Source organism: Methanolinea sp. (assembly GCA_030055515.1).
In the GTDB taxonomy this organism is placed as follows: domain Archaea; phylum Halobacteriota; class Methanomicrobia; order Methanomicrobiales; family Methanospirillaceae; genus Methanolinea_A.
Window position 1 is genome coordinate 173,536 of sequence record JASFYI010000003.1, and the last position, 25,274, is coordinate 198,809.

The following is a 25,274-nucleotide window of genomic DNA, read 5'->3' on the forward strand; positions in this document are numbered from 1 at the left end:
GGGGTTCAGACAACGAGGGCCTCGCCACCTTTCGTCTCGATCTTCTCTTTCGCCTGCGCGGAGAACGCGTGCGCCGTGACGCGCAGCTTTTCCGTCACCTTTCCGTTTCCAAGTATCTTATCGATGCCGATCTTCTCCGCGGGGATGACAACCGTGTCCCCTTCCCTCGTCGCGAGGCCCGCGGCGAGGAGGTCATCGACCATCTCCTGGAGCCGCCCCACGGAGATCGCCCGGACCTTCTTCGTCGTGGGATTCGCAAACCCGTTCTTCCCGTTGTGAACCTCGCCGTAGACCCAGAAATGGGAGAAGCGGTGGTCGCGGTGTCCTGCCCTCCCTCTCCCGCCGCGGTTCCCGGCCCCGCGCCTGTTCTTGTGGGTACCCCCTCCACAGGTACGCGATCCCCTGTACTTCGATCTCTTGTTGACGGGCATGTGCATTCACCTCATTCTGTAGAGGAGCATGTTGATCTCCTTCCCGTAGTACCCGAGTGCCCCTCCCTGCGGGTAGGTCCGCTTTATCGTCCTGTACCCCTTGCGGGGCGGGTGGAGCCGGAGGACCGGCTTGACTCCGGGGACGTCGGTGAGCCGCGCCTCCCCCGACGCGATCGCGGCGGCGAACTCGGTGATTCCCCCGTAGGAGGAGTTCTCGCGGATGTACTCGTCGGTGAGCGGCCTGTTCCCCTCGATCCGCCCCCTCGTCCTGAGGATCGTCTCGATTGTCTCGGCGTCCACCTCCCCGTACGCGACGAAGTCTTTCACCTTCCGAATCATCCCGAGGTACTCGGGTGTGTCGGGGACGAGGACGCAGTGGTTGACGTGGTGGAGGCGGAGCATCTTGAGAGTGTCCCGAATGTCCCTCCGGGTGTTGACGACTCCCCTCACCTGGACGACGGCGTAGGTCATCACTCTCCCCCCGTGCGGATCATGTTCGTTGCCTTGAGGGCGTTGAACGTGGCCTTCGCGAAGTTGATCGTCGTCCTCGTCTGGCCCCTCGCAAACGTCCAGACATCCCTTATCCCGGCGAGTTCGAGGACCTTCTTGCTGATGTCCCCTGTGACGAGGCCGATTCCCCTCGGGGCGGGCTTGAGCGTCATGCGCACGCTCCCCGCCGCACCCTCGACGATCATGGGGACCGAGTGCGGCGCGTTGCAGCCGCATTCCCAGCTGCCGCACCCGCGCTGCACTTTAATGAGGTTGATCTTCGCGTCGGCGATCGCCTTCTTGATGGCGTCCCCCACCTGCGCGTCCTTGCCCTGGCCGAAGCCGATGTACCCGTTCCTGTTCCCGACGACCACCACGGCACGGAACTTCACCCGCCTGCCGGAGTCGGTCATGCGTTGCACCATGGTGATGTCAAGGACCTCGTCCTCGAGGTCCGGGAGGAATACGTCGACGATCTGGGGTTCCTTGATGGGGCGACCACTCTCGAGAACCTGGTCGATGCTCGAGAATTCCCCTGCCGCGACCATCCTCCCGAGGCCGGTCAGCGGGACCCATTCCACTTTCTCGTAAGGCATGTCACTCCAGCTCCTTCATGATGGCGTCCATGGTCTGCTCGACGACCTGTTGCAGGTTCCCCGCGCGTTCCGGTGCGTACGCCGCGATGTGTGCCCCCTTCACCCTGCTGTCGTCGGGGAGGATCTCCTCCCCGTGGGGGACGTCGAGGCCCGCGGTGACCGCACCTTTCAGCGCGGCAAAGACCCGCGCTCCCTTCGTCGCCCTGTGCAGGCCGATGTCGAGGATCGCGGTCTCGTACCCTGCGTTGAGGGCCCTCACGCCGAAGAGGAGCCCCGTGAGGTATGCCGCGGGCGTGCTGGAGAGGGAACCCGTGTACCCGTACTTCGCGAGTTCCCGGGAGTGGGCCGAGACCCGCGTGATGTCACCGTCCATCTCTGCCTCGACGAGCTGGATGGTGATGTACCTGTTCGTCCTGCGCACGACCATCCGGGGCTTCCTCGACACGACGAGCTTCGCCCGGGCGTAGTAGTCTGTCTTTCCCTCCCTCCGCCTGCGGAACGGGACGAAATAGCGTGGTCCTGTCGCCATTCTACCGGGCCCTCCCCGTGATTGTCGCGATGTGGGTCTTTAGGTGCGCGACGCTCCGGAACTGGCCTCCTGCGGCCTGGCGGTAGAGGACGCGGTAGAGGTGCCTCTCTATCTCGCCCTTATCGCGGAGTTCCGCGAGTGTCCTGCGGAGTGCCCGGATCTTCCTGATCCACTGGCGTTTCGGCGGGTTCCGTGCGCCCGCTGCTCCCTTGCGCCGCCCGGGGCCCCTGCAGTGCCCGTAGGCCCTCTTCGCCATCCTCGCACGTGCCCTTCCCCTGCTGTTGCCCCTCACCTGGTGGGCTGCAATCGCGCCCTCCTCGACGAGCTTCCGGATGTCCTCCCGCGAGACGGCGTTCTGGATGTCGGCGAGCCGGTCCGGATCGAACCATACCCGGTGGCGCCCGCAGCCGAGGAGGTCCGCGGCGATCCGTCGCTGCGTGGCAAGGTCACTCATCGCCCTTCTCCTCCTCTACCTCCTCTCCGCCCGCCGGTTGTGCGGCCGGTTCCCCCGCGGGTTTCGTCTCCCGCGGGTTGAGGATCTTCAGCCCTGCCTTGAGGGCCATCTCCTGGATGAGGAGGCGCTTCTTCGCCCCGACACCCGCGGCGATCCGGATGGCGTCCCTCTCGGGATCGAGCCCCTCGAGCCCGGCGGGATTGTGCACCAGCACCTCGCGGTACCCGCTCGGGTGGAGCCCCCGCGCGACGAGGGGACTCCCGTATCCCGGCGTGGGGAGGGGTCCTTTCGCCTTCTTCTGGATCCGCTGCTTGTTGTGGAGACCCCGCGGCCGCCGCCAGCAGTCCGCGAGCTGTTTCTTTTTGCCATACCCGTCGCGCTTGAAGCGGGCTGACTTCTGGCTGCGGATCCTTATTGCACGCATTATGTCATCTGCCATCGTCGCTCATCCCTTCTGCACGATGTATATCCCGTCCTGGAATATGCGGGGATCCCTGTACTTGATCTTGGTTGCACGCTCGATGTTCGCGGACGTGATACCCAGCTTCTCGCGGTCGATCCCTGTGAGGATGACCTCGTCGTTGCCCACCTTCGCGGTCACGCCGGGGACGATGCGCGCGTACCTCGGTTTCTTCTCGCCGAGGAAATTGTTGATCTCGAGCCTGTCTCCCGCGAGCCTGAGCTGGATGGGGAAGTGGCTGTAAACTACCTTCATCCGGTACTCGAACCCCTCCGTGACGCCCTTGATCATGTTCTGGACGTGCGCCTGTATCGTGCCGACCATCGCGGTGATCCTCTTCCGGTCTGCCGGGGTGGATATCACGAGGACGCCGTCACTGACCGCGAGCGTGATCTGGGGGAACCGGAATGTCCTCTCGAGCTGCCCCTTCGGCCCCGTGACGCGGACGGTCGCGCCGTCGAGCTCGAGCTTCACGCCGCTTGGAATGGTCACCGTGCGCTGTGTTGCCATCTTCCTTTCCCCCCTAGTACACGTAGCCCAGGAGCTCTCCCCCGATGCGCTCGCGCCGGGCCTGCTCGTGGGTCATGACCCCGCGGGACGTGGAGATGATGAGGATCCCGAAGTTCTTCCCCGGGAGGAACTGCTTCTCCCAGTATTCCATCTCGTCGAGCCGGACCGAGTAGCGGGGCGTGATCGCGCCGCACCTGTTAATCTTCCCGTTCAGGTGGACGAGGAACTGGCCGCCGCGCCCGTCCTCGATGTACTCGAAGCCGTCGATGTACCCGGCCTCCTGCATGATGCGGAACATCGCGCCGAGGAGCTTGCTCGCGGGCTCGATGATGACCGAGGATTTCCCCCCTTCCGCCGCGTTCTTGAGGGCACACATGCCGTCCGCGATTGGATTGAGTCTTGCCATGCGACACGCCCCCTAGTTCATCTTCTTGAAGCCCATCTTGGGCGCCCACTCGCGGAAGCATTGGCGGCAGAACATGATGTGGTACCGCCTCACGAGGGCCTGTTTCCTCCCGCACATCTTGCACTGGTGCGCGCCGCGGCCGAACAGCTTCTTCTTCTCTCCTCCCATCAGTACACCTCCACCTTGTGCGTCTCCTTGAGGAACCTGATGGCATCCTCCGGGTTGACCCTCTGCTTCGCAGGGAGGCGCTTCTTCTCTATCGACCGCCGGGCGATCCTGACACCCCTGCGGGCGAGGACGACGTTGACGTCCATCCCGTAGATCCCGACCTGCGGGTCGTAGCTCATCCCGGGGAAATCGGTGTGTTCCTCAATCCCGAACGAGAAGTTCCCCCACTTGTCGAACTGGCGCCTCGAGATCTTCCTGTCGATGATGTCGAACGCCTTGGCGAGGAACTCTGTCGCCTTCTTCCCCCGGAGCGTGACGCGGCAGCTGATCGGGGCGCCTTTCCGTATCCCGAACGAGACGTTGGTCTTCTTCGCGTTGCTCCGCACGGGGGTGTTGCCCGTGATCGCCCTGAGGATGTCGACAGCTTTCGAGAGCCTGTCCCCGGATTCGCCGACACCCATGTGCACGACGACCTTCTCGACGAATACCTCGCGCATCGGGTTCATTCTTCAATCCCCCATTCCTTGAGGGCAGGCTCCTCGCGGCCCACCATGTAGATGTACTCGTCGATCGTCTCGAACCGCGATCCATCCGAAGGGTCCTCGAGGATGACCCTGTTGGGAACGCTCCCGGGGACCTTCTCTATCGCGACGATCCGTGCCACCCGGCCCGAGTGCCTCCCGCCGATGACCATCGCCATGTTGCCGACGGCAAACGGGAAGTGGTCGAGGATGGCAAACCTGTTCTCCGGTTCGAGGGAGAGGACGATCGAGTCGCCGGGCTTGTACCTGTTGTCCGCGAGGACGTTTGCACCGGAGCGGAGGTTCAGTTGTACTTTCCCGCCGGGGACTATCGTCTTGTTCCGAATCTTCTCGAGGCGGGTCTTCGCGGACTCCGCGTCGATCTCGATCGTCCGGTGCCGGCCGTTCTTGTCCCGGAGGATGCGGTAGTGCTTGTTGATCCGCGGGATCGAGATGATGTCGAAGATGCCGATTCCCATCCGGGGATTCCGGCACGGCCTGCCGTTCACGATGACGTCCCTCTGGTGGAGGATCTGCCTGACCTCCTTTGCATTCGCCGCGAGGTGCATGTGTTCCCGCAGCCACACCGCGATCGGCATCGCGTTCGCGTTGTGAGGTCCGGGTGCCGTCTTTGTGATGAACTTGCTCGTCTTCTTCGCGACGTGCCAGGAGTCGGGGGCATTCAGCCTCTTTAGGTGATCTGACATCACTCACTCCCCCCGAGTCTCTCTGCCCTCTTTGGGTCTTTCAGGTTGAGCTTCGTCACCTGCACGTTGGAGGGGTGCACGGGGCGCGGGACCTCGGTGCCGTCCGCCTTGCGGACAGAGACACCCTGGACGACGATCATGCACCTCTTCGTGTCTACCTTGTCCACGAGTCCCTCCGTCCCGGCCGACTCGCCGCGGAGGACCTTGACCGTGTCCCCCGTCACCACGCGGACGCTGCGCCTGTGGTATTTCTCGCGCAGCGCAGGGGCGAGCGGGGCATGGAGGAAACGGTTCCTCGCGTGGGCAGGTGCCGTGTACCGGGCCTTCCTCTGTTTCCTCGGTTGCTTGCTCTCGATTCGGACCATGGATCTGCCTCACACGATGATCGTTGCCATCGACCCGATCTTCGGGAACCGCTCCGCGACCTCGCGCGCGACCGGTCCCTTGATCTCGGTCCCCCTCGGTTCGTTCTTGTCGTCCACGATGACCACGGCATTGTCCTCGAAGCTGACCCTGATGCCGCTCGGCCTCCGCAGCTCCTTCTTCTGCCGGATCACGACTGCCCTCACGAGCTTGCGGCGCATGTCAGGCGTCCCCTTCTTCACGCTCACGGTCGCGATGTCGCCGAGGCCAAGCCTTGGCTGGCGCCTCCGCACGCCGTGGTACCCGAAGACGGACACGATCTGGACCTCCCTCGCGCCGGTGTTGTCGGCGCAGAGGAGCCTTGAGCCCGTGTGGAGCGCCCGCGGGATGTTCGACTGCTTCGCCTTCATGATGGCTGCACCTCCACCACGACGTACGTGGTGGTCTTCGAGAGCGGCCTGCACTCGGCGATGCGCACGGTGTCACCGGTCTTCGCCTGAATGCAGGGAGGGTTGTGGGCGTGTATCTTGCTGCTCCGCTTCTCGTAGCGGTTGTATTTGCCCACGTAGTGCAGGTAGGCCCGCTCCACCACCACGGTCTTTGCCATCTTGTCGCTCACGACTTTACCGGTGATCACCTGGCCGCGCACCGGTAAAGTGCCGTGAAACGGACAATCGACGTCATCGCACTCCCTCTCGGGAGGCCTGACGTTCAACCCGATGTTCCTTGCCATTATTTCCCTCTGGTCTTCCAATTCGCGTTGATCCGCTTTTCCGGCGCCATGACCAAGGCGGAACCGTCAATCTCCACCAGGACACCATCCGGGAGGACGACACGGAACCGTGTTCCCGCCTTTTGGATCTTCTTCGTCCCCTTCTCCCCCCGGATCACCAGCATGTTCCTGGTCTCATCGATGACGCGGCCCGACAGGCCGTGCAGGGCAGGGTTGGTCGCCCTAACCACGGTGACTTCCAGCCCGATCAGTTCGTGCCGGAGGATGTTTCGCGGCGAGATCATCTGGCGCTGCGTCTCCTGCTGTTCTGCTCGGTCTTCATCCTCGCGATCGTCCGGCGGAGCTCCCGTATCCTGCCGGGGTTCTCCGTCGATCCCCCCGCGCTCACCTTGCCGTAGTGCTGGATGAGCTCGACCTTCAGCTTCTCCATCTGCTCGGAGAGCTCGACGTCAGAGAGCTGCCGCACCTCCTTTGCCCGGAATATGGCCATCTTCACTTCCTCCCGAGCAGCTCTTCCTCGTCGAACTCGTCGGGTTCGAGCGGGAGTTCCTCTTCCGCGATGTCCTCGCCGACCGTCGTGACGGGTATCTCGATGCCTTTCTTCTGCGGTTTCTCCCTCTTGGCCGTGACCTCGAAGTGGTCGGGGATCTTCGCGGTCGGCGGGATGATCTTGACCTGGACCCCTATCACCCCGAGTTTCTTCACGGCGACGGCGTAGCCCTTCTCGACGATGGTGTTCACGGGTTCACCCGCGTGCTTGATGTAGCCCTCCGTGAACTTCTGGACCCTCGCGCGGGCCCCCGTGAGCTTCCCGGCGATGATGACCTCGCAGCCCAGCGCCCCCGCGTCCATCACGCGACGGAGGATGCTCTGGCCGGCCTTCCTGAAGTACCAGCCCCTCTCGAGGGCGTTCGCGAGGCGCTCCGCCATGATCTGGGCATTGAAGTTCGGGTTGGGAACCTGCTGGACCTCGATCTGGGGGGACTCGACCGCGAAGTCGTTCGCGAGGTCCTGCGTGAGCTGCCGGACGAGTTTCCCGCCTTTCCCGATGACGATGCCCGGTTTCTCCGCGAATATCGTGACCTGGGTCCCGAGCGGCGTCCGCTGGATGTCCATCCCGCCGTACCCCGCGCGCTTCAGCTCCTTCTTGAGGTGTTTTTCCACGCGGGCGCGGCGGACCCCCTCGGCCACGAATTTCTTCTCGACTGCCATCAGGCCGCCTCCTTCGCGACGATCTCGATGTTCACCGTCTCCTTGCGCTTGGGTGTCGCCCTGCCCATCGCCCTCGGGAAGATGCCGCGGTACGCCCTGCCCCTGTTCGCCGCGACGTGCACGATCTCGAGGTTCTCCGTGTCGAGCCCGAGGTACTCGGCGTTCTTCACCACCGAGTGGAGGAGGCGGAGGTACGCCTTCGATGCCTTCTTTGGGTACCTCCCGGCACACCACCCGGAGAGCCCCTTCTTGTGCGCGACCTTGCGGTTGAACCTTCGGAACGGAATCGGTTTCTTCCCCTCGACGACCTGCGTGAGGTACGAGATTGCCTCGGGGACCTTCTTGTGCCGTATGAAGGACGCGATCTCGATCGCGTGCTTCGGGGAGATCTGCACCTCGGTTGCCTTCCCGCGGGCATAGGTCTCCCCCTCGAATGCCACAGAGTAGCGTGTCCTTGCCATGGCGATCACTTCAGCGGCACGTACTTGCTCGAGCGGGTCGCCCCGATACCGGCAGCCCCGTGCACCACCTTCTTCCTCGTGAGGGCAAACTCGCCGAGGTAGTGGAAGAGGGCCTCGGGCAGGATCTCGACCTTCACGAATTCCTTCCCGTTGTGGATGTCGACCGTCCGCCCCACCATCTCCGGCATCACGATCATGTCCCGCAGGTGTGTCCGGATGGTGCCATCGCCCTTCTTGAACTGCGCGAGGAGGTGTTCCTCGCCGCGGGTGAGACCGCGGAGCAGCTTCCGCCTCGCGCGGGCCGGCATGACGGCGGCGAGCTCGGACCGGCCCATCGCCCGCAGCTCGTCGAGCCGGAAACCGCGGTACGTGAACTCCTCCCGCCGCCTCGGGATCTTCTTCTGCGCCTTCTTTGCCATGTGTCACCACTCACTTCTTGGATAGCCCCGTTCTCCTCGCTGCGATGTGCCCGACTGCCCGTCCGGGCGGGGTCCCGCGGCTCACGGTCTTCGGCCTGCCCGCGTGCTGGTGTCCGCCGCCGCCGAAGGGGTGGTCGATGACGTTCATCGCGACACCCCTCACCCGTGGCCAGTTGGACGCGGTGTTCTTCATCTTGTGGTACTTCTTCCCGGCCTTGACGAAGGGTTTCTCGCCGCGGCCGCCCCCGGCCACGATTCCCACGGTGGCACGGCAGCGGCTGTTGAACCACTTCAACTCCCCGCTCGGCATCGTCACGCCGACGCGGTCCTCCGTCCTGTCGACGACGACCGCCTGCGTCCCGCTGGCCCGGACGAACTTGCCGCCGTCATTGGGCTGTGCCTCGATGTTGCAGATGAACGTCCCGGCCGGGATCTCCGCGAGGGGCAGCGTGTTGCCGTTCTTCACCTCTGCCCCCGCGCCCCACGCGATCGTGTCGCCCACGCCCATTCCCTCCGTCGCGAGGGTGTACACTTTCTTCCCGTCCGCGAGGCGGACGAGCGCGATCGGGGCGTGGCGTGCGGGGTCGTGCTCGATGTCCTCGACGACTCCCTGGACGAGGCCGTCAGCGCTGTTCACGTGCCGGATCGCGGCCTTGTACCTGTGCGAGGGGGCACGGTATGTCGGGCCCCCCTTCCCCCGGCTCTGCGTGGTGATGCGATGTCCCATGTTCCCCACCTACATGATGCCAAGCCGGGAGAGGATCTCCTCGGCCGCTTTCTCGTTCGCGAAGCTGATGATCGCCTTCTTCCTTCCGTCCATCGTCATCATCGTCGAGACGTGGGTGACTTCCTGCGCGAACGTCTTCTCGATCTCCCTTTTTATCTCTGCCTTGGTCGCGTTGTTGTCGACGATGAACTGGAGCTTGTTCTGGTTCTCGAGGGCCATCATGGCCTTCTCCGTGACGTAGGGGTACCGGAGCACCATGGTCACGCACCACCCCCGAGCCGCGCAATCGCGCCCTCCGTCCACACCGTGAGCCTCCCGGGGAGCGTGCCAGGCGCGAGGAGCTCGCAGGTGAGCTGGTCCACGGTGGTCACGTCGACGCCCGGCAGGTTCTCCGCGGCGTAAAGGGGCTTTCCTGCCGTCACGATGAGGAGGCTCTTCTTCTGCTTGTACCGCCGGCCCCTCATCTTCCCGCGACCCGCGCGTACCTTCCGGCTCGCCTTGGCCTTCAGGACGTCTCCGAGGACGCCCGCAGCCGCGAGGACGGGGATGACGTCACGCGTCTTCTCGAGATCCTCGAACCGGTCCTCGAGGATGACGGGGACGTGCGAGGAGAAGACGTGCCCCCTCGCCCTGACGAGCTCTTCGCACGCAGTCGCCGCGATCGCCGACCACATCGCCTTCCTCTTCTCCTTCTTGTTCATCCGGCGCACGAGCACCTTCTCCACGACCGGCGGGTGGGCTTCCCTCCCGCCCCTCGCCTGCGGGACCTTCGCGGCCCGCGAACCGCCCTTGATCCGCGGCACCTGCGCGACACCGCGGCCGGATCCCCAGCTGTGCGCCGACGAGAGGATTCCCGCGTAGGGATACGTCCCGTGGGGCTGCCGCCTCGTGCTCTGGAGGGCAATGACCGCCTTCTTGATCAGGTCGGGGCGGTATTCCTCCTCGAAGACGGCGGGGAGATCTATCTCCCGGAGAACCGAGCCGTCCAGTGATAATACCTGCGCTTTCATCTCCTCAGCACCCCTGCTTGCTCTCCGTGCTCACGAACTCGATCGTCGGCTGCCGGACCACGTGCTCACCCTGCCTGATTGCCGGCCTGATGCGCACGAGCCTCTTGGCAGGCCCGGGGATCGACCCCTTGACGAGGACGTAGGGGTTCTTCACCACGCCGTAGTGGAGGAAACCGCCCTTCGGGCAGATTTCGTCGCCGTTCTCGCCGATCTTGAGGATCCTCTTGTTGAACTCGGTCCGCTGCTGGTACCCCATCTGCCCCATCTGGGGAACCTGCCAGCGGACGTGGTGCGGGTTCCACGGCCCGAGGTTGCCGACGTGCCGTTCCTTGCCACCCCTCGCGTGCTTCCTCTTGCGCAGCTTGACACCCCAGCGCTTCACCGGTCCCTGTGTCCCCTTCCCCTTCGTCACGGCCGTGATGTCCGCGTAAGCACCCGGCTGTATGATGTTCTTGAGGTGGACCTCCTTGCCGAGGAGGGACGCAGCGAAGTCCAGTCTCTGCTGGACCGTGCCCCCTGCGACCCGCACCTCCATGATCTCGGGGACCTTCTTTGGGACCCCGCTCACCATCTGGGGGAGGGTGTGCATCACGGCGAAGATCTCCTCCACCACGCCCTTCGCGACCGCGTCCCTCATCTCGTCCATCGCCTTCGCCGCGTCGTACTCCTTGGGGAGGGTGATTCTCTTCCCGAGGGCCTCGTCGAGGTTCCCCGCCCAGACCTCCGTGAGGGGGTGCCTCCCGTAGGTGTCCCTCCTGTAAGCCCGGATGGCGGCAACCTTCATCGGGGGTGTCTCGATCACGGTGACCGGCACCATGATGTCCTTCCCCTCCGTCGGGCTGTTCTTGTGATCATCCACCATGATGACGTGGGTCATCCCCACCTTGTACCCGGCAAAGCCCTGGAGCATGGGCTCTCCCTCGTACTGGGGCCATGACTGGTACCGGGGTACAGGGCTCTTGGCCCTCTTGCGGGGGGAAAAGGCCAGAGATCCTCTTCGTGGATGGTTTATCTTGGGCATGTCTCGATCAATCCTGCATTCTCGAATCGTCTCTGCCGCGGGGTCGGCCCGCGGCCTTCACCGGGTCTCCCGGTCTCGAACGCCTATCCTCGGCCGGTCCGCGCAGGAGTCGGGCGGTGTCCCCGGGCTCCGGGTGGGAGGGAGCATGCCCTCCCACGGTATCCCGGAAGAACGGCCCTCGCCCTTTCCGACCGCTTCCCTCCGATCTGCCTCGCAAAGAGTGTCTGAATCCGGCACGGACCTGCCTTCCCGCGCTCGTCCTCTCGCGGCGGTCCAAGGGCCCATATCCCAGCGGATACGTCCGCCCCGTGTGCCTTCTTCAGTGCCACCGTGTCAGCCGGTGGTGATCGCTCACCACTCTCCCGCGATAAGGACACCGGCCCACCCCGGGACGGTGTCCCTGACCTTCGGTGCGGATTCCTCCCCGGGAACTCCTGTCCCGCGGGGCGGTTTCCTCACATAGGCTCCATAATAATTCGGGGGAAACGCATATAAACCTTATTCAGGCCGGGGCCGCTACCCGAAGTAGAGGTCCCCGTCCGGGGTGATGTAGACCTCGATGTCCCCCTTGACGAGTCGGGCCCTCGTCCGGCCGGGGGCAGACTCCCTGATCCTGTTGAGGAGGGAGAGCGTGTCGTACTTGACCTTGATCCCGTGTTTCTCTGCCTCCCTGTACACGAGGGACGCGGCATCGAGGAGGTCCATCCCCGTGCTGATGGTGCAGAGGCGGGTGCCGTCGATGGTGTAGAGGAACTCGAGCGTCTCCCTCGCCTTCCGAATGTTCTCGAGTGCAGACCTCTCTATCGTGCACACGTTTGCCTTCGAGGTCTTGATGATGTCCGCGATCTGCTGCTGGGTCAGTCCCTGTTTCCGGTACCGCAAGACTTCCTTCTGCCTCTCGGTCAGCAGCCCACCCTTCATGATCTTCCCTTGGGGAGCGTGATTTAAACATCTTTCGTTAACTCACTTGGATTTCTAAGGCATCTTGTAGATATTCCGTCGCGCCCGTGCAGTTTCCGGAGATTCCCCGGGATATTCCCCGGGATAATCCCGCGGATGGGGAAATTGCCTGCAATTTGGGGAGTAAAAGATTTCAAAACGTTTATAACAGTAGTGGCAGATAGTAACCTGTTAAAACTAAAAAACGAGGTTGAATTATATGGTTGTGAAAGTAGGAGTTGCGAAGCTGGGCAATATCGCGAGTGGCGTGATGGCCGAGCTCCTCCTCGACGAGAGGGCAGACCGCGAGGATATGATCACGTTCATGGCCACGAGCGGCACGAAACTCCAGCCCGAGGACATCGACCGCGTCGTCAACAACCTGATCGCGTGGAAACCCGACTTCGCCATCGTCGTATCCCCTAACGGCGTCCTCCCCGGACCGACGGGGGCACGCGAGAGGCTCGCCGCGGCAGGGATCCCGACGATCTTCATCACGGACGATATCACGACGAAGAAGGAATGGGCCGAGATCAAGGACGGGAAGTTCGGCTACATCATCATGAAGGGCGACGCCATGATCGGTGCCCGCAGGGAGTTCCTCGACCCCATCGAGATGGCGGACTACAACGGGAACCTGATCAAGGTCCTCTCGATCACGGGCGCGTTCCGCAAGCTCCAGATGGCCCTCGACCAGGTGATCGACCAGGTCAAGGCCGGGAAGAAGGGATCGGAGCTCGTCCTGCCCAAGCTCGTCGTCACGTCTGACAAGGCCGTGGAGGGAGAGTTCTCGAACCCGTACGCGCTCGCAAAGGCGAGGGCAGCCTACGAGATCGCGCAGTCTGTCGCGATGGTCAACGTCAAGGGCTGCTTCATGACGAAGGAGTGGGAGAAGTACATCCCGATCGTCTGTTCCGCGCACGAGATGATGCGGATCGCGGCGACCCTCTGCGACGAGGCGAGGGAACTGGAGAAGGCATGCGACGGTGTCGTCCGCAAGCCGCACAAGAAGGATGGCGTCATCGTCTCCAAGACAAAGCTCATCAGCAAGCCGGAGTGAACCGGCACAATTTTTTCCTATTTTGCGCCGGCCATGCCGGTTCTCCCGTTTCCCCGTCGGGATTATCCCGGTTTTCCCCCGTTCCGGTAGAAATGCCCGAGGTCCTCGGGGAGGGTGAGGATGACGGGTTCCTGGTGGATCCTCTCCATGAATGCCGAGTCACTCGTCGAGGACTCGTTGGGGTTGATGCGGGAGATGACCGAGCAGAACACCCGGAAACCGTTCTCCCTCTTCTCCCTGTCAAAGAATATCGACATGTTGAAGGCGTGTGTCCCGAGGCTCCGGTACATCTCCAGGATGGAGAGGAGCCCCTCCGCGAACGTGCCGATGTAGGGCTCGAAGTCGGAGAGGGTCGTGACGGGGAGGACAGCCCGGACCTCCCTCTCGCCGAGCGGGACCGCCTGCGCGATCCAGCATACCTCGTCGCCGAAGAGGAATCGTGCGCCTTCGCGCTCCTTCTCGACGAGGCTCTCCCAGTACGTCTCGCCGTGCCTGACGAGGTACCGGAAGCCCCCCTCCATGTACCGCTCGGCGAGGACCGGGGGCCTCCGGTCCACGAGGCCCTGGATGTGGGGGTGGGCGATGCTCGCGCCCGCGGAGGGGAGGAAGTTCCAGTTGATGCTCGGGTAGCCGGGCACGTGCGCGAGAGACTGGACCTGGGCGGCAAGGGCGTCTTCGATCTGCCGGGCCGAGAACGCGTCGACGTGGTGGGCGCGGGTGACCACGGTCACGGTGTGCCACTCCGCGAAGGGGAAGAGGTTCGGGAACGTGAGGCTCTCGCCGACGGCGATCCGCGACCCGTCGGGAAACGTCGGTGTCACCCTCTCCACCGCGTCCCCGCAGAAGGGGCACCCCGCGGGGGGAGCCGGGGGGACGTACCTCGCGTCGAGACGGCGGTTCAGTCTCTCGGGGGATATCTTGCACCGGAGGCCCGAGACGTGTTCTTCCCGGACCTGGATCGTGCTCGTCCCAGACCTTATCTCGGTGACCGTGAACATGCGGGCCCCTGCCCCCGGCGGGCCTCCGGTCAAAAAAAAAAGGGGGATTCTCGTGTCCCCGGAGCGGGACTCCTTCAGACGATGTACTTGCCGAGCAGCCTGATGGACGTCGTCATGTCAGGGCCTAGCGGGGACCCGAAGATGATCTGGGTGACGCCTGCCTTGACGAGATCCTCGCACTTCTGCTTGACGGTGTCCGGCGTGCCGGCGATCGTGAAGGCATCGATGATCTTGTCGTCGACCGTCTCCCCGGCGGTCTTGAAGTCGAACTTCGCGAGCGCGGACTTGATGATCGCGACCTTGTTCGCGTCGAGGCCGTGGCGCTGGAGCACCTCGGGCGGGGAACCCGCGGCGATGAACGCGGCGACGATCCTCGCGGCATTCCGTGCCTTCTTCTCGTTCATGTCGATGGACATCGCCGTGTAGGCACCCACGTCGAAGTTCTTCTTGCCGACCTTCTCGCAGGCAGCCTTGATGATGGGGATCGCGACCTGGAAGTCCTTCGGGTTCGACGCGTTGATCAGGGCACCGTCACCGATCGTCCCCGCGAGCTCGAGGACCTTGGGTCCCTGGGCACCGATGTAGATCGGGATTCCCTTCTTGCCGGGCAGGGTGACCCCGGTGAGCTTCGCACCGTCGTAGTCGAAGAACTCCATGCCTGACTTCTTGATCTCCTCGCCCGCGATGAGCCTGCGAATCTGGGTTACCGCCTCGTTGAGCCGTGCGACGGGCTTGACGGGATTGATGGCGATCTTCGGCAGCGTGGAGAGGTCACCGGGGCCGATCCCGAGGACCGCACGGCCGTCGGAGATCTCGTTCAGCGTGCAGATGAACGATGCCATCGCGGCCGGGGTGTCCGTGAAGGCGTTCATGATCCCCGGGCCCATCTTGAGGGTCGTCGTGTTCGCCGCGACCATCGCGAGGGTCGGGTAGCAGTGGCGGTTGTTGTAGTGGTTGGTGATCCACGCGTAGTCAATGTCCTTGGACTCGGCGAGCTTGCAGTAATTCACGACCTGCTTGACATTGACCGCACCTGGTACGAACTCTATTCCATAGGTTGTCAAGGTTCCATTCACCTCATGGAATAGTATCGAACGAAGATTTAAATACGTTATGATTTTCTTTCCCCCAAACGAGTCGATTACTACAGGAACAGAAGTGCTTTATCGTCGCAGGAAAAACCTCACAGCAGAAGAAGGCAAAAATGCGGATTCTCACGGTGGGTCTTGGCGGGGCGGGCACGCACATCGCAGACAGGCTCCTTGATCACGACAGGATTGCCGGTTCCCACTGCGTGGACGCGATCGCGGTCGACTGCGACGCGGAGAACCTCGCGTCGCTCCGGGCGGTTCCGGCCGATTGCAGGCTCTTCTTTTCGCCCCTCGACCCCGAGGACCAGGGGTCTCTCACCGAACACGTCCCGCGGGAGGAGGTACTCGCCCACCTCCAGGCGCTGGACGACGGGGACATCGACGCCCTCTTCGTCTGCTGCGGGCTCGGCGGGACGCTCGCATACGCCGTCCCCGGTCTCGTCACGTTCCTGAAGGAATCGCTCGGCGAACCTGTCTTTACGATCTGCACCCTTCCCCGCCGCGAGGAGGGGACGGAGCGCCTCGCACGGGCCGTGGACCAGCTCGAGGGGACCCTCCCCGCCACCGACGGCGTCATCGTCTTTGACAACGAGGCGTGGAAGGGGAGGCTCCCCCTGCAGGAACAGCGTGGAGGGAAGGATACCCCCTCCCTCCCCTTCCCGGGGAAGCTCGTCGAAAAGGTCCTCCCCCGCGGAGAGGAGACCCCCGTCGACCCGTTCTACGAGGGGATCGACTCGCTCATCGCGAGGAGGGTGACGCTCCTCCTGCGCGCGGGCGAGTGGTCCACGCGGGACCCCGAGGAGATCCCGGACCTCGTCCTCGATGCCGGGGAGATCCTGAACACGATCCAGGGGGCGGGTCTCGCGACGCTCGGGTACGCGAGGGAGGAGCTCCCCCCCGCGAGGCCACTCGACCACGTCCTGCGCTTCGGGCCCCACACGCGGTCCGTCAAGGAATGCCACGTGAAAGCCTCGAGGATCGTGGAGCTCGCGAAGAGGGCAGTGTACGACGAGATATCGGCGTCGACCGACCTCTCCCGCGTCAAGAAAGGCCTCCTGCTGATCGCGGGACCCCGCCACGAGATGAGCATGAAGGGATTCATGACGGTGCGGAGGTGGCTTGACCGGAGCATCCCCGACCTCGAGCTCCGCTCCGGGGATTACCCGGTGAGGGACACGCGGTACATCGGCGTGCTCGTCCTCCTCGCCGGGATGGAAACCCTTCCCCGCATCGAGGAGATGCGCCGCGAAAAGGAGGGCAATCCCGGCCCGTAGTGGGCGGGTTTGCAGGTGGTCTTCATTCCCCGAGGAACCGCGAGAATGGAATGGTCCCCGCCCCGATCTCCGTCTTTATGGGGATTCCCTTCTCGTACGCGTTTGCGACGAAGTTCATCCCCGAGTACGCGACGATCGCGAGCCGGTAGGGATCGAGGACGAGGTTGAAGACCGAGCTCCCCAGCGCGACGGGGAAGACGAACCCTGCCCTTTTCATCCGTGCGACGGTCTCCCTCGCCCTGCTCTCGGCAACCGCGGGGATCTCGCGGACGTTTGCGAGGGCGATCCCGGAACCGGTCCGGACGAGGGACGAGAGCGAGGTGAGGCCCGAGGAGATGAAGAGCTGGAGGGGGTCGATCGTCGTCCCCCGATACCCGATCAGGTCCACGAAGTGCGTCGCCTCCTCGTGCTGGATGGCGAGCCGGCCCCCGTACGCCATCCGGACGGGTATCCCTTCCCTCTGGAAGACACCGTCCATGGTGATACTGCATATGCTCAGTATCCCGACCCTCCCCTTCGGGATCCTCGGGTCGCTATCGACGATCCGGTACCTGGAGAAAAAACCGCACCTCGCCGCGACGACCTCGTCGAAGGCCGCGGTTGCCTCGCCCAGTCTCTCCTCGGGGACGATGGAGAGGTTGTACGCGACGTCCCCCGTGGAGGTCTCGGGATTGAAGGTGCTCCTGTACGCGAGGCGCTCGAGCTTCGAGATGATGAACCCCACCCTGTCGCCGACGAGTGCATTCTCCGTCTCCTGGTGACCGTACGGGGTGAGGACGCGGCCCTGGTTCCCCACCTTCCGCGTGAAGCCCATCTCGTCGAGGTACCGGAGATAGTACTGGACGGCCCTGTCGCTCAGGACAAAACCCCTCTCCGCCATGAGCTCCGAGAGTCTCTTTGCACCCATCGGCTCGGAATGTTCTTTCAGTATGCGGAGGATCTCGATGTACTTCCTCTCGGTGTGGATCATTCATCTCGCCTGGATGACTCCCGTGCTGTCCTGGTACTTCCCCTCGTACACCATCCCGCCGTCCGTGACCTGGTGGAAGATGATCTGGGCAACCCTGTCGTTCTTCCTGATCGTGAGGTGACTCTGGCCCATGTTCACGAGGCAGAGGGTGAGCTGCCCCCGGAATCCCGGGTCGACGAACCCTGCCGTGAGGACGACACCCATCCTCCCGAACGTCGACCTGCACCTGAGTGTCGCCGCGATGTCCGCGGGGAGCTCGACCCTCTCGAGGGTATTGACGAGGGTGCAGATTCCCGGCGAGAGGACGAAGTCACCACCTACCCGGAGATCGTAGGATGCGGGCTGCTGGCACTCCTCGCTGTAGGGCTCGATCACGAGGTCTCCGTCCCTGCTGTCCTTCCCAAGACGCCTCCTTATCTCGCGCGCGGAGAGGATCATGGCTACAGATAATTCACCCGGAAAATGCTTAATATCTTGTCCTCCCTAAAGGTTTTCCGGATCCATGGGGTAGAGGACATCCTCTTGGGCTTCGGACCCAAGGACGCGGGTTCGATTCCCGCTGGGTCCGCTTTTTTTGGGGGTCCGCTTCTCCCCGCGCCACGCATCCTGCCCGCGTGGAGTCCGGGCAGGGGGATGTCAGAGCCTCCCCCGCCCGTGCATCCTCCTCCCGCGGTGGATGAAGAACCAGTACGTCCCGGCGACCGCGATTCCCACTGCCACCGCGGCGATCCCGAGGAGGACCCAGTTGATGCTCCTCTCCATCCTGAGGCGGACCGTCGTGGTCGCGTTCGGGGACGACGGGACCGCCACTTCCGCGGTCGCGGGTGCGAATCCTTCCATGGCCGCCGTTATTGAATAGGGCTCGCCCGGGAGAAGGGCAAGCTCAAGCGTGCCCTCCGGGCCGGTCGTGCCGGCCGGGGTCCCGTTCACGAGGACCGTCGCACCGGCGACCCTGCCGGATTCTCCCTCCGTTGCCACGAGCGTCACGTTCACCCGCGCGCGGGGGAGTTCGACGTGAACATCCTCCGTCCGGGACGAGACCGCAAGGCTCCGCGAGACGGGGACGTGGCCGGGTGCCGTGACGTTGAGCGTGTACGTCCCGTACGTGAGGTTCGGGACCTGGAGTCTCCCGTATTTGTTCGTCGACCCTGCGGGCTTCCCGTCTACCGTCACCATTGCCCCCTCGAGGGGGTTCCTCCCCTCGCCGTAGACGTTCACGAATACCACGGCGGTCGACTTCGAGAGGGAGACGGGGACGATAGCCTGGTCTTCCCCGACGATCTGCTGGCTCCTGTACTCCTCGTACCCTTCCTTCGTCACCGCGATTGCGTACACCTTGCCGCGGGGGAGCGAGAGGAAGAGGGCCCCCCGCGGGTCAGTCACGCCACGCTCGGCCCCGTCGACCGATACCCTCGCGCCCGGGACGGGTTCACCCGTGGCAGCGTCCCTCACGGTGACGGAAAATCTCTCCTCCCTGACGAGGAGGACCTGCAGGTTCTTCTCCTCGAAACCGACCTCTATAGCCCTCTCGTAGAGGCGGAAGCCCGGCGCCTCGACCTCGACCGTGTAGACCGCGTTCGATTCGAGGAGTACTGTCGCGGACCCGTTCACGTCCGTGGTCGTCGCGTTGGACACCCCCGGCCCCGAGACCTTCACGCGTGCCGCGGGGACCGGGAGGAGGGTATCCGTGTCGTAGGCCTCCACGGTGAGCGCGACCTTCGCGCGGGTCATCTCCACCGAGAGGGCGGTCGTGTTGGGGTCGATCTCTCCCGTCCACGTCGCGTACCCGAGTTTCTTCACCGTCACCCCGACCGGGGCCTCCCCCGGGTGGGAGAACTGGATCGAACCCCCCGCGTCGGACTTCCCGATGAACGCCCCGTTCGCGTAGAGCGATGCCCCGGGAACGGGGGTGACGTTCCCGTCCCTCTCGTACACGTTCACGACGACGGTGACCGCCCCCGCGGCTCCCACGAGAAACACGAGCGATAAAAGTGTATAAAGGAAAATCCTGCTTGATCTGTCCATGCATGGAGATCTGGGTCCCCTGCCTATAAGAGCCCACTGGTACGTGCGCGGGATGGCCCGGGGAATTGGTATTTCCCGCGGGAAAACGGAGGCAGCGTGGAGGACCGCGCCGCGCCTTCACCTCCACCGCATGTCCTGGGGGACCCGGTCGAGGAGCATCCCCTCGACGAGGACCGGCATCAGCTTCCTCCCCTCCTCGATGGCCTTCTGGAGCCGCCAGCTCCTCTCGGCGAATATCGTGAAGATCGGCTGGCCCTTCTCGACACGCGCACCCTTCTTCGCGTGGAGGAGGATGCCTGCACCCTTGTCGTGCGGTGCACCTGCCGTCCGGGCGAGGCTGACGAGCGCGCTGTTGTTGAGCTCGATCACGTACCCCGTCGCCGGGGCATTGACCACGAACTGGTGCCTTCCCGGCTGGATGTCGTCGGACCTCACGTTCGGGTCGCCCCCCTGTATCTCGATGATCTGGCGGAGTTTCTTCAGGGCGTCGCCCTTCTTCACGATCTCCGCGGCCATCTCGGAACCCTTCCCCCGCGCCGCCTTCCCCGACATCTCGAGCGCTATCCCGGCAATGGCGATGCTCTTCTGGAAGAGCGATCCAGGCCCCTCTGCCCCCTCGAGGATGCGGAGCGCCTCGATGACCTCGAGCTTCGGGCCAATCGCGCGGCCCACCGGCGAATCGCCGTAGGTGATCGCGCACTCCACCTGTATCTTCAGGCGGTCACCGAGCTCGATGAACTCCCGCGCGAGTTTCCGCCCCTCCTGGACCGATTTCACCTTCGCGTGCATCCCGACGGGGATGTCAATGACCGTAAGGTCCGCGCCGACCGCGAATTTCTTCGCCATCACGCTCGCGAGCATCTGGCCCCGGGCGTCGATCCGGAATGGGTACTCCTGGATGATGATCTTGTCGTCCGCGGGCGCGATGTTCGTCGCCCCACCCCAGACGATCGCGCCGCCGACCTTCTCGGTCATCTGCTGGACCTCCGCGGCAGTGAAGTTGACCGGCGCGAGGACTTCCATCAAGTCCGCCGTCCCGCCGGCCCCCGTGATCGCGCGGGAACTCGTCTTTGGGATCTTGAGGCCGCTCGCCGCGATGATGGGGACGACGAGGAGCGAGATCTTGTTGCCGGGGACCCCGCCGATCGAGTGCTTGTCGACGATCGGGTGGCTGTGGAACTTCAGTCTCTCGCCCGTCTCGACCATAGCGCGGGTGAGGTGTTCCACCTCGTCCATGTCCATCCCGTTGATGTAGCACGCGGTCACGTATGCAGTCAGCTCCGCGGGCGAGAGATTGTCCTCCACGACATCCCTGATGATCGCGAACGTCTCGTCCTTCGTGAGGTGCTCCCCGTCCATTTTCTTCCGGATGTAGTCGAGCGTCGCGGGCCGCTCCGCCCTCCTCACCTCTACCAGGGTCCCCTCGCTCACCTGCAGCTTCTCGTTCGTGATCCTGTAGATCCCAATCGTCCCCTTCGGGAGGAGGGATGTCGTGGTGTCCACGAACGCGGCGACCGTCATGCCGCTCGCCTCGTTGAGGATCTGGACGCGGTCGCCCGGCATCACCCCGATGTTCCCCGCGTCTGCCGCGTGGAGGAGGACCTCGCGGGTCCCTATGTCCACGAGTTTCACGGAAAGCTTCATGTTTCTCCCCCGGTCTCCCTCGCTTGTTTCCCGGCGTCGCTGCCGGTCTTCTCCTGGTATGCTCTCCAGGTGTACTCTTCCGTGTGCTGCCCTATTTAGTGGTTGTGTGTCTGGGCAGAACCGGACAAGGAAGGGATAATCGCTCCTGCGTGGACGAAATCGGGAAAAAAGTGTGGGTTTGTGGGGGTTCCCGATCAGTGCCTGCGCACGATGAGGAACGCCACTGCACCGAGGCCGGCGAGGGCCACCAGGGCACCGAACCCGGGTGATGTCGGGGTCGGCGTGGGGGTCGGGGTCGTCGGCACGGTGGTCGGGACAGTGGTCGGCTCTGTCGTGGGCGGCATGGTGGTCGGGATTGTCGTCGGCTTCTTCTCGACGACGTTGAAGAGCGCCGTTGCGGTGACGTCCACGGTCACACCGGAAGCCTGGACGATGTACTCGTCGGGCTTGAAGTTGCTCGTGTCAACCGGGAACGACCACGTGTTGTAGCCCTCGGTGCCCTTCATGACCTTCACGGTCCCCGTTGCACCGCTGAACTCGCCGCTCTGAGTCTTCTGGGTCGGGGCGAAGGACGAGGAGACGACCTCGACGAGGATCTCGTCGTCGACCGCGAGGTTGGTGGTGCCCGAGATCTCGAACTTCTCGCCGACTGCCTTCTCGGTGATCGGGGAGATCCGGATGACCGGCGCTTCGATCAGGAACTGGAGCTTCGTGTAGGTATCGTCGACGTAGGAGTTGTCAAGCGCTGTGACGAGTGCCTCTGCCGCGTCAGATCCCTGCAGGCTGCCTGCACCCTGGAGCTTGAAGATCCTGGAGCCGGCCGTCGGGTAGGGTCCGACCACGTAGGTCTTGGTCGCGTCGGGGTAGACATCCAGGACATCGTTGTACATCGGGTGCTGGACGACCACGAAGTACTGGCCGGCGGCCATGTTCTGGGTGATACCCTGGCTGATCTCCTTCTCGAACGAGCCGTCGTTGTTCACGCTCTCGGTGTCGTACAGGACGTAGTTCTTCCCGAGGATCCAGATCGCGACGCCCGGTGATGGCTTGCCCTCTGCGACACCGCGGATGTAGAACTTGTCACCCTGGGCGATCGTGGACTGGGACGCGACCGCGGTCACGAAGGGCTTCCTGATGATCACGGAGACCGTCGCGTACTGGGTGTCCGCGAGGTTGTTCCTGTCGGACGGGGTAGCGACCGCGTAGATCGTGTAGGTCCCCGCGTCGATGTTCAGGTTGGCAGTCTGCCACTTGTACTCCCACGTGTTGTCATCGAGCACGTCGGCAGTCGTGAATGTCGCGACGTTCCCGTTCACGACACCGGTCCTCGGGTCAGTGAGCTTGCCACCCTGGGAGGGGAGGTTCGGCCCGGTGATGAAGAGGTACACCGTGTCAGTCTCGGAGTTCGTCCCGGAGAGCTTGACCTCCTCGCCGAGGTAGTAGCTCTGGTCGCCGGCCGCAACGACGGTCACGGTTCCCTTCTCGATCTTCACGTCGACTTCGTCAGACTTGTAGGAAGTGCCGTCGAAGCGCTCGACGCGGAAGGTGTACTTCTTGTCCTTGGTCGCCTGGGATGTCTGCCAGCCGACGGTGACCGTGCCCGAGTTGGAGGTCTTCACCTTCGCGTAGTAGTAGACACCGTTGCTCGGGGCCTGCGGGACGTCCTGCTTGATGGTCCGCCCTGCGCCGCCCTCGTACTGGTAGCTACCGATGGTGTACGGGCCACCGACCGGGTCGTTCGTCACGTCCTTCTGGCTCGCGACGAGGAGTGGCGGCTGGTCAAGGGGTGCCCCGCTCATCTGGCCGGTACCCTTCACCCAGAGGTAGTACTCGGTGTTGGGCCTGCCGGTGATCGTCACGGAGAACGGGTTCCCGCGGACGACGACGTCCTTGCTCGCCTCGATCTTCACGGTGTCGGCGGTGATGGTCACCGTCTGGGTCGCGGAGATCGTCTTGCCGGTGTAGTCGCTGCCGTCGGGTGCCTTGTAGTTGTCCTTGATCTTGTTCAGGTCGAGCTCGGCGTACACGGTGTAGGTCCCCGCCTTGTACATCCGGGCACCGTTCGCGTCAAGGACGCCGGTGTTCCACCCCTTGTTGGCTGCCGTGGGGAGCGCGTACCAGAGGTCGCTCGTCGGCGCGAGTCCCACTATGGAGTAGGACGCCGTGGTCGTCTCGAAGAGCGACGTGTAGACCGCACCGTCGGACGTCTTCACGCGGACGTTCACGAAGCCCTGCGTGCCGGCGTCAGCCCTCGAGGTCACCGAGTAGGTGTTGGTCTCGATCCTGAAGTTCAGGTAGTTCCCCGGGGGAACGGACTTGCCGGAGACATCCTTCCCGGCGGTGTTGTCCCACACCTTGACGGCGATGGCGGGATCGACCACGTTGAATGCGACGGGTCCGATCGTCCCTGTCCACCTGTACCAGTTCCCTGTCTTCCCTACGAAGGTCTGCGGGGATACGTAGAAGTTAGTCGGGGTTCCGACGGACAACACGTAGTCAGGTGTCGAGGTGGCGGGGTTGTTCCCTGACGCGAACCAGGCAATCTGGGTTGCAGTACCGACTGCCGCGGATACATCAAGGCCCTCTTCACCTATGAACACATCTCCGCCCTGCGGGACTTGCCTAATGGTTGCGGCGGATGCTGGCAGCGTGAACGCGGCCAGGACTACCACTGCAATCAGTGCAAGGCCAAAGCGCTTAATCATTCTTTTGTCCTCCTTACTCATGTCCAAATCCTGAACGTTCAATCCATGCACGTGAGAACCGCATTCGACAGGTGCCGAACGGAGGTTCTCCCGTGCTCCATACTCCGAATAACGGAATATGAATGAATATTTGTGGAACACCTCATATATCCTTTTTGGTCGGAGAGACGACGAGAGACGGGAAAAAAACAGCCTTTTCACGAATTTGGTCGCATTTATTGGCTTTTTTTCCATTCGGCCCCCGGTCCTTCGCCCGGGTCCCGTGCCGGGTCCCGCCCGGGTCAGGCCCGTTCCACGCGCACACCCTTCCTACACGTTCCCGGCAGGCATCATGAAACCTTAACAATGTATTCACTCCCCATAGTGATGCATGCGCTGCATCAGAGCCCACACCCTCGCCTCCGCGCACGAGCAGGTGGTCAAGGTCGTCCTCGAGAAGGGGACGCCCCTCACGACGGAGAACGGCGAGGAGACCGTGGAGGCCGAGGAGGTCGCGATCAGGGTCGAGCGGCCGGACACGCACCCGATGGTGAGCCCTGCCTCGAGGTTCTCGGAGAACTTCATGGAGCAGTACGCCCGTGACCTCCTCTCCGGGAGCCGCTCCGCATTCGAGTACGACTACCACGAGCGTCTCTTCCACTGGGGCAACGGGCTCTTTGCGGGAGACTGCTCCCCCGTGCACGTCGACCAGGTCGCGTACATCACCCGGAAGATAAGGGAGAACCCCGCGACGCGGCGTGCAATCGCCGTCACGTGGAATCCCGCGAGGGACCAGTCCGTGGGGGACTGCCCCTGCCTGCAGCTCGTGCAGTGCGTCGCACGGTCGGGCCTCCTCCACATGAAAGTGGTCTTCCGCAGCAACGACATGCTCACCGCCGCGGGCGCGAACATGTTCGCCCTCGTTGCGCTCCAGCGGCACATCGCGGGGGAACTCGGGCTCGGGCTGGGGTCGTACACTCACGTCTCCCTCGTGCCCCACATCTACTACGTCCGCGATGCCGCCGATATCGAGCCGTTCTGCAGGAGGGGGGAGGCTATTTCCCCCATCCCGGAGGTGTGCAGGGCGTGCGGGAAGTGCCCGTGAGACTTCGCGCGGAGATGACCGCCGGTCGCAACGGCGGGGCGGGAGAAAACCAGTCAGGTTAATTACGGGAGGGGACGAATAGAATAAGGTACACGCAGCCCGGTAGTGTAGCGGTCAATCATGCGAGACTCTGGATCTCGCGACAGCAGTTCGAATCTGCTCCGGGCTATGGTCCCCGTTTTCCCTCCGCGCCTGGCGTGACGCGCCGGCGGTGATTTCCTCCCGTCAATCCGTCCCCTGATCTTCCCTGTTCTCCCCGCGATTCCC

At 63.7% G+C, this 25,274-nt stretch carries 34 protein-coding genes and 2 tRNA genes; 5 read left to right on the forward strand and 31 right to left on the reverse strand.

The genetic code is table 11. The features are described 5' to 3' along the window. Window positions 1–5: 5 nt before the first annotated feature. The 24 genes from QFX32_07150 to QFX32_07265 form a co-directional block, all read right to left on the reverse strand. Complete coding sequence (locus QFX32_07150) at window positions 6–431, reverse strand: uL15m family ribosomal protein (protein MDI9633818.1); 426 nt, start codon at window positions 429–431, stop codon at window positions 6–8. 6 nt (window positions 432–437) lie between these two features. Next, entirely contained in the window at window positions 438–902 is a 465-nt protein-coding gene (locus QFX32_07155; GenBank protein MDI9633819.1) for a 50S ribosomal protein L30, read from the reverse strand. After that, window positions 902–1,516, reverse strand: a complete 615-nt coding sequence (locus QFX32_07160; protein ID MDI9633820.1) for a 30S ribosomal protein S5 — start codon at window positions 1,514–1,516, stop codon at window positions 902–904. Before QFX32_07160 ends, QFX32_07155 begins: the two co-directional genes overlap by 1 nt. A 1-nt stretch (window position 1,517) precedes the next feature. After that, window positions 1,518–2,045: a 50S ribosomal protein L18 gene (locus tag QFX32_07165; GenBank protein ID MDI9633821.1), complete on the reverse strand. Its 528-nt coding sequence runs from the start codon at window positions 2,043–2,045 to the stop codon at window positions 1,518–1,520. Between the two features lies 1 nt (window position 2,046). Continuing rightward, a complete protein-coding gene (locus QFX32_07170; GenBank protein ID MDI9633822.1) occupies window positions 2,047–2,499 on the reverse strand; it encodes a 50S ribosomal protein L19e in 453 nt (150 codons plus the stop codon). Further along, window positions 2,492–2,938, reverse strand: coding sequence for a 50S ribosomal protein L32e (locus tag QFX32_07175; protein MDI9633823.1), 447 nt, complete (start codon window positions 2,936–2,938; stop codon window positions 2,492–2,494). Before QFX32_07175 ends, QFX32_07170 begins: the two co-directional genes overlap by 8 nt. A 6-nt stretch (window positions 2,939–2,944) precedes the next feature. Further along, window positions 2,945–3,469: a 50S ribosomal protein L6 gene (locus QFX32_07180; protein ID MDI9633824.1), complete on the reverse strand. Its 525-nt coding sequence runs from the start codon at window positions 3,467–3,469 to the stop codon at window positions 2,945–2,947. Between the two features lie 13 nt (window positions 3,470–3,482). After that, a complete protein-coding gene (locus QFX32_07185) occupies window positions 3,483–3,875 on the reverse strand; it encodes a 30S ribosomal protein S8 (GenBank protein MDI9633825.1) in 393 nt (130 codons plus the stop codon). 12 nt (window positions 3,876–3,887) lie between these two features. Then, window positions 3,888–4,043: a 30S ribosomal protein S14 gene (locus QFX32_07190; GenBank protein ID MDI9633826.1), complete on the reverse strand. Its 156-nt coding sequence runs from the start codon at window positions 4,041–4,043 to the stop codon at window positions 3,888–3,890. Then, a complete protein-coding gene (locus QFX32_07195) occupies window positions 4,043–4,549 on the reverse strand; it encodes a 50S ribosomal protein L5 (GenBank protein ID MDI9633827.1) in 507 nt (168 codons plus the stop codon). Before QFX32_07195 ends, QFX32_07190 begins: the two co-directional genes overlap by 1 nt. After that, a complete protein-coding gene (locus QFX32_07200; GenBank protein MDI9633828.1) occupies window positions 4,546–5,271 on the reverse strand; it encodes a 30S ribosomal protein S4e in 726 nt (241 codons plus the stop codon). The genes QFX32_07195 and QFX32_07200 overlap by 4 nt, the downstream gene beginning before the upstream one ends. Then, entirely contained in the window at window positions 5,271–5,636 is a 366-nt protein-coding gene (gene rplX, locus QFX32_07205) for a 50S ribosomal protein L24 (protein MDI9633829.1), read from the reverse strand. The genes QFX32_07200 and rplX overlap by 1 nt, the downstream gene beginning before the upstream one ends. Window positions 5,637–5,645: 9 nt before the next feature. Then, on the reverse strand, window positions 5,646–6,044 hold the full coding sequence (locus tag QFX32_07210) for a 50S ribosomal protein L14 (protein ID MDI9633830.1): 399 nt from the start codon (window positions 6,042–6,044) through the stop codon (window positions 5,646–5,648). Beyond that, window positions 6,041–6,367, reverse strand: coding sequence for a 30S ribosomal protein S17 (locus QFX32_07215; GenBank protein MDI9633831.1), 327 nt, complete (start codon window positions 6,365–6,367; stop codon window positions 6,041–6,043). Before QFX32_07215 ends, QFX32_07210 begins: the two co-directional genes overlap by 4 nt. Next, window positions 6,367–6,651, reverse strand: coding sequence for a ribonuclease P protein component 1 (locus QFX32_07220; GenBank protein ID MDI9633832.1), 285 nt, complete (start codon window positions 6,649–6,651; stop codon window positions 6,367–6,369). Before QFX32_07220 ends, QFX32_07215 begins: the two co-directional genes overlap by 1 nt. Next, on the reverse strand, window positions 6,648–6,857 hold the full coding sequence (gene rpmC, locus QFX32_07225; GenBank protein MDI9633833.1) for a 50S ribosomal protein L29: 210 nt from the start codon (window positions 6,855–6,857) through the stop codon (window positions 6,648–6,650). Before rpmC ends, QFX32_07220 begins: the two co-directional genes overlap by 4 nt. A gap of 2 nt (window positions 6,858–6,859) precedes the next feature. Next, entirely contained in the window at window positions 6,860–7,579 is a 720-nt protein-coding gene (locus QFX32_07230) for a 30S ribosomal protein S3 (protein MDI9633834.1), read from the reverse strand. Next, complete coding sequence (locus tag QFX32_07235) at window positions 7,579–8,040, reverse strand: 50S ribosomal protein L22 (protein MDI9633835.1); 462 nt, start codon at window positions 8,038–8,040, stop codon at window positions 7,579–7,581. The genes QFX32_07230 and QFX32_07235 overlap by 1 nt, the downstream gene beginning before the upstream one ends. Window positions 8,041–8,045: 5 nt before the next feature. Beyond that, on the reverse strand, window positions 8,046–8,459 hold the full coding sequence (locus QFX32_07240) for a 30S ribosomal protein S19 (protein MDI9633836.1): 414 nt from the start codon (window positions 8,457–8,459) through the stop codon (window positions 8,046–8,048). Between the two features lie 10 nt (window positions 8,460–8,469). Beyond that, window positions 8,470–9,186 (reverse strand): 50S ribosomal protein L2, encoded by a 717-nt coding sequence (locus QFX32_07245; protein MDI9633837.1) that lies wholly within the window; start codon window positions 9,184–9,186, stop codon window positions 8,470–8,472. 9 nt (window positions 9,187–9,195) lie between these two features. Beyond that, complete coding sequence (locus QFX32_07250) at window positions 9,196–9,444, reverse strand: 50S ribosomal protein L23 (protein ID MDI9633838.1); 249 nt, start codon at window positions 9,442–9,444, stop codon at window positions 9,196–9,198. 2 nt (window positions 9,445–9,446) lie between these two features. Beyond that, window positions 9,447–10,196 (reverse strand): 50S ribosomal protein L4, encoded by a 750-nt coding sequence (gene rpl4p, locus QFX32_07255; GenBank protein ID MDI9633839.1) that lies wholly within the window; start codon window positions 10,194–10,196, stop codon window positions 9,447–9,449. Between the two features lie 4 nt (window positions 10,197–10,200). Next, on the reverse strand, window positions 10,201–11,217 hold the full coding sequence (locus QFX32_07260) for a 50S ribosomal protein L3 (protein MDI9633840.1): 1,017 nt from the start codon (window positions 11,215–11,217) through the stop codon (window positions 10,201–10,203). 516 nt (window positions 11,218–11,733) lie between these two features. After that, entirely contained in the window at window positions 11,734–12,138 is a 405-nt protein-coding gene (locus QFX32_07265; GenBank protein ID MDI9633841.1) for a Tfx family DNA-binding protein, read from the reverse strand. A 238-nt stretch (window positions 12,139–12,376) separates the two neighbouring features. Here QFX32_07265 and QFX32_07270 point away from each other — a divergent pair, with 238 nt between their 5' ends. After that, a complete protein-coding gene (locus tag QFX32_07270; GenBank protein MDI9633842.1) occupies window positions 12,377–13,216 on the forward strand; it encodes a F420-dependent methylenetetrahydromethanopterin dehydrogenase in 840 nt (279 codons plus the stop codon). Window positions 13,217–13,278: 62 nt separating this feature from the next. Here the strand turns inward: QFX32_07270 and QFX32_07275 are convergent, their stop codons facing one another. Both QFX32_07275 and QFX32_07280 read right to left on the reverse strand, forming a co-directional pair. Beyond that, complete coding sequence (locus QFX32_07275) at window positions 13,279–14,214, reverse strand: galactose-1-phosphate uridylyltransferase (protein ID MDI9633843.1); 936 nt, start codon at window positions 14,212–14,214, stop codon at window positions 13,279–13,281. A gap of 74 nt (window positions 14,215–14,288) precedes the next feature. Beyond that, a complete protein-coding gene (locus QFX32_07280) occupies window positions 14,289–15,278 on the reverse strand; it encodes a 5,10-methylenetetrahydromethanopterin reductase (GenBank protein MDI9633844.1) in 990 nt (329 codons plus the stop codon). Window positions 15,279–15,418: 140 nt separating this feature from the next. On the opposite strand from QFX32_07280, the gene QFX32_07285 reads away from it, so the two are divergent. Continuing rightward, complete coding sequence (locus QFX32_07285) at window positions 15,419–16,579, forward strand: hypothetical protein (protein MDI9633845.1); 1,161 nt, start codon at window positions 15,419–15,421, stop codon at window positions 16,577–16,579. Window positions 16,580–16,601: 22 nt separating this feature from the next. Here the strand turns inward: QFX32_07285 and QFX32_07290 are convergent, their stop codons facing one another. Together QFX32_07290 and dcd are read right to left on the reverse strand one after the other, a co-directional pair. Beyond that, window positions 16,602–17,549: an NrpR regulatory domain-containing protein gene (locus tag QFX32_07290; protein ID MDI9633846.1), complete on the reverse strand. Its 948-nt coding sequence runs from the start codon at window positions 17,547–17,549 to the stop codon at window positions 16,602–16,604. Continuing rightward, the gene (gene dcd / locus QFX32_07295) at window positions 17,550–17,987 is read right to left on the reverse strand and encodes a dCTP deaminase (GenBank protein ID MDI9633847.1); all 438 of its coding nucleotides are present in this window, start codon (window positions 17,985–17,987) and stop codon (window positions 17,550–17,552) included. 58 nt (window positions 17,988–18,045) lie between these two features. On the opposite strand from dcd, the gene QFX32_07300 reads away from it, so the two are divergent. After that, a tRNA-Arg gene (locus QFX32_07300) sits at window positions 18,046–18,117 on the forward strand. A gap of 68 nt (window positions 18,118–18,185) precedes the next feature. Here QFX32_07300 and QFX32_07305 read toward each other — a convergent pair. From QFX32_07305 to QFX32_07315, 3 genes are all read right to left on the reverse strand, one after another. Beyond that, window positions 18,186–19,529: a PEGA domain-containing protein gene (locus QFX32_07305; GenBank protein ID MDI9633848.1), complete on the reverse strand. Its 1,344-nt coding sequence runs from the start codon at window positions 19,527–19,529 to the stop codon at window positions 18,186–18,188. A 162-nt stretch (window positions 19,530–19,691) separates the two neighbouring features. Further along, window positions 19,692–21,218 (reverse strand): AMP phosphorylase, encoded by a 1,527-nt coding sequence (locus QFX32_07310; protein ID MDI9633849.1) that lies wholly within the window; start codon window positions 21,216–21,218, stop codon window positions 19,692–19,694. Window positions 21,219–21,412: 194 nt separating this feature from the next. Next, complete coding sequence (locus QFX32_07315; protein MDI9633850.1) at window positions 21,413–23,923, reverse strand: MEMAR_RS02690 family S-layer glycoprotein; 2,511 nt, start codon at window positions 23,921–23,923, stop codon at window positions 21,413–21,415. Between the two features lie 370 nt (window positions 23,924–24,293). On the opposite strand from QFX32_07315, the gene QFX32_07320 reads away from it, so the two are divergent. Both QFX32_07320 and QFX32_07325 read left to right on the forward strand, forming a co-directional pair. After that, window positions 24,294–25,007 carry a thymidylate synthase gene (locus QFX32_07320; GenBank protein ID MDI9633851.1) on the forward strand — a complete coding sequence of 238 codons (714 nt, stop codon included), beginning with the start codon at window positions 24,294–24,296 and terminating at the stop codon, window positions 25,005–25,007. 96 nt (window positions 25,008–25,103) lie between these two features. Next, window positions 25,104–25,176: transfer RNA gene (locus QFX32_07325), tRNA-Gln, on the forward strand. Window positions 25,177–25,274 lie beyond the last annotated feature (98 nt).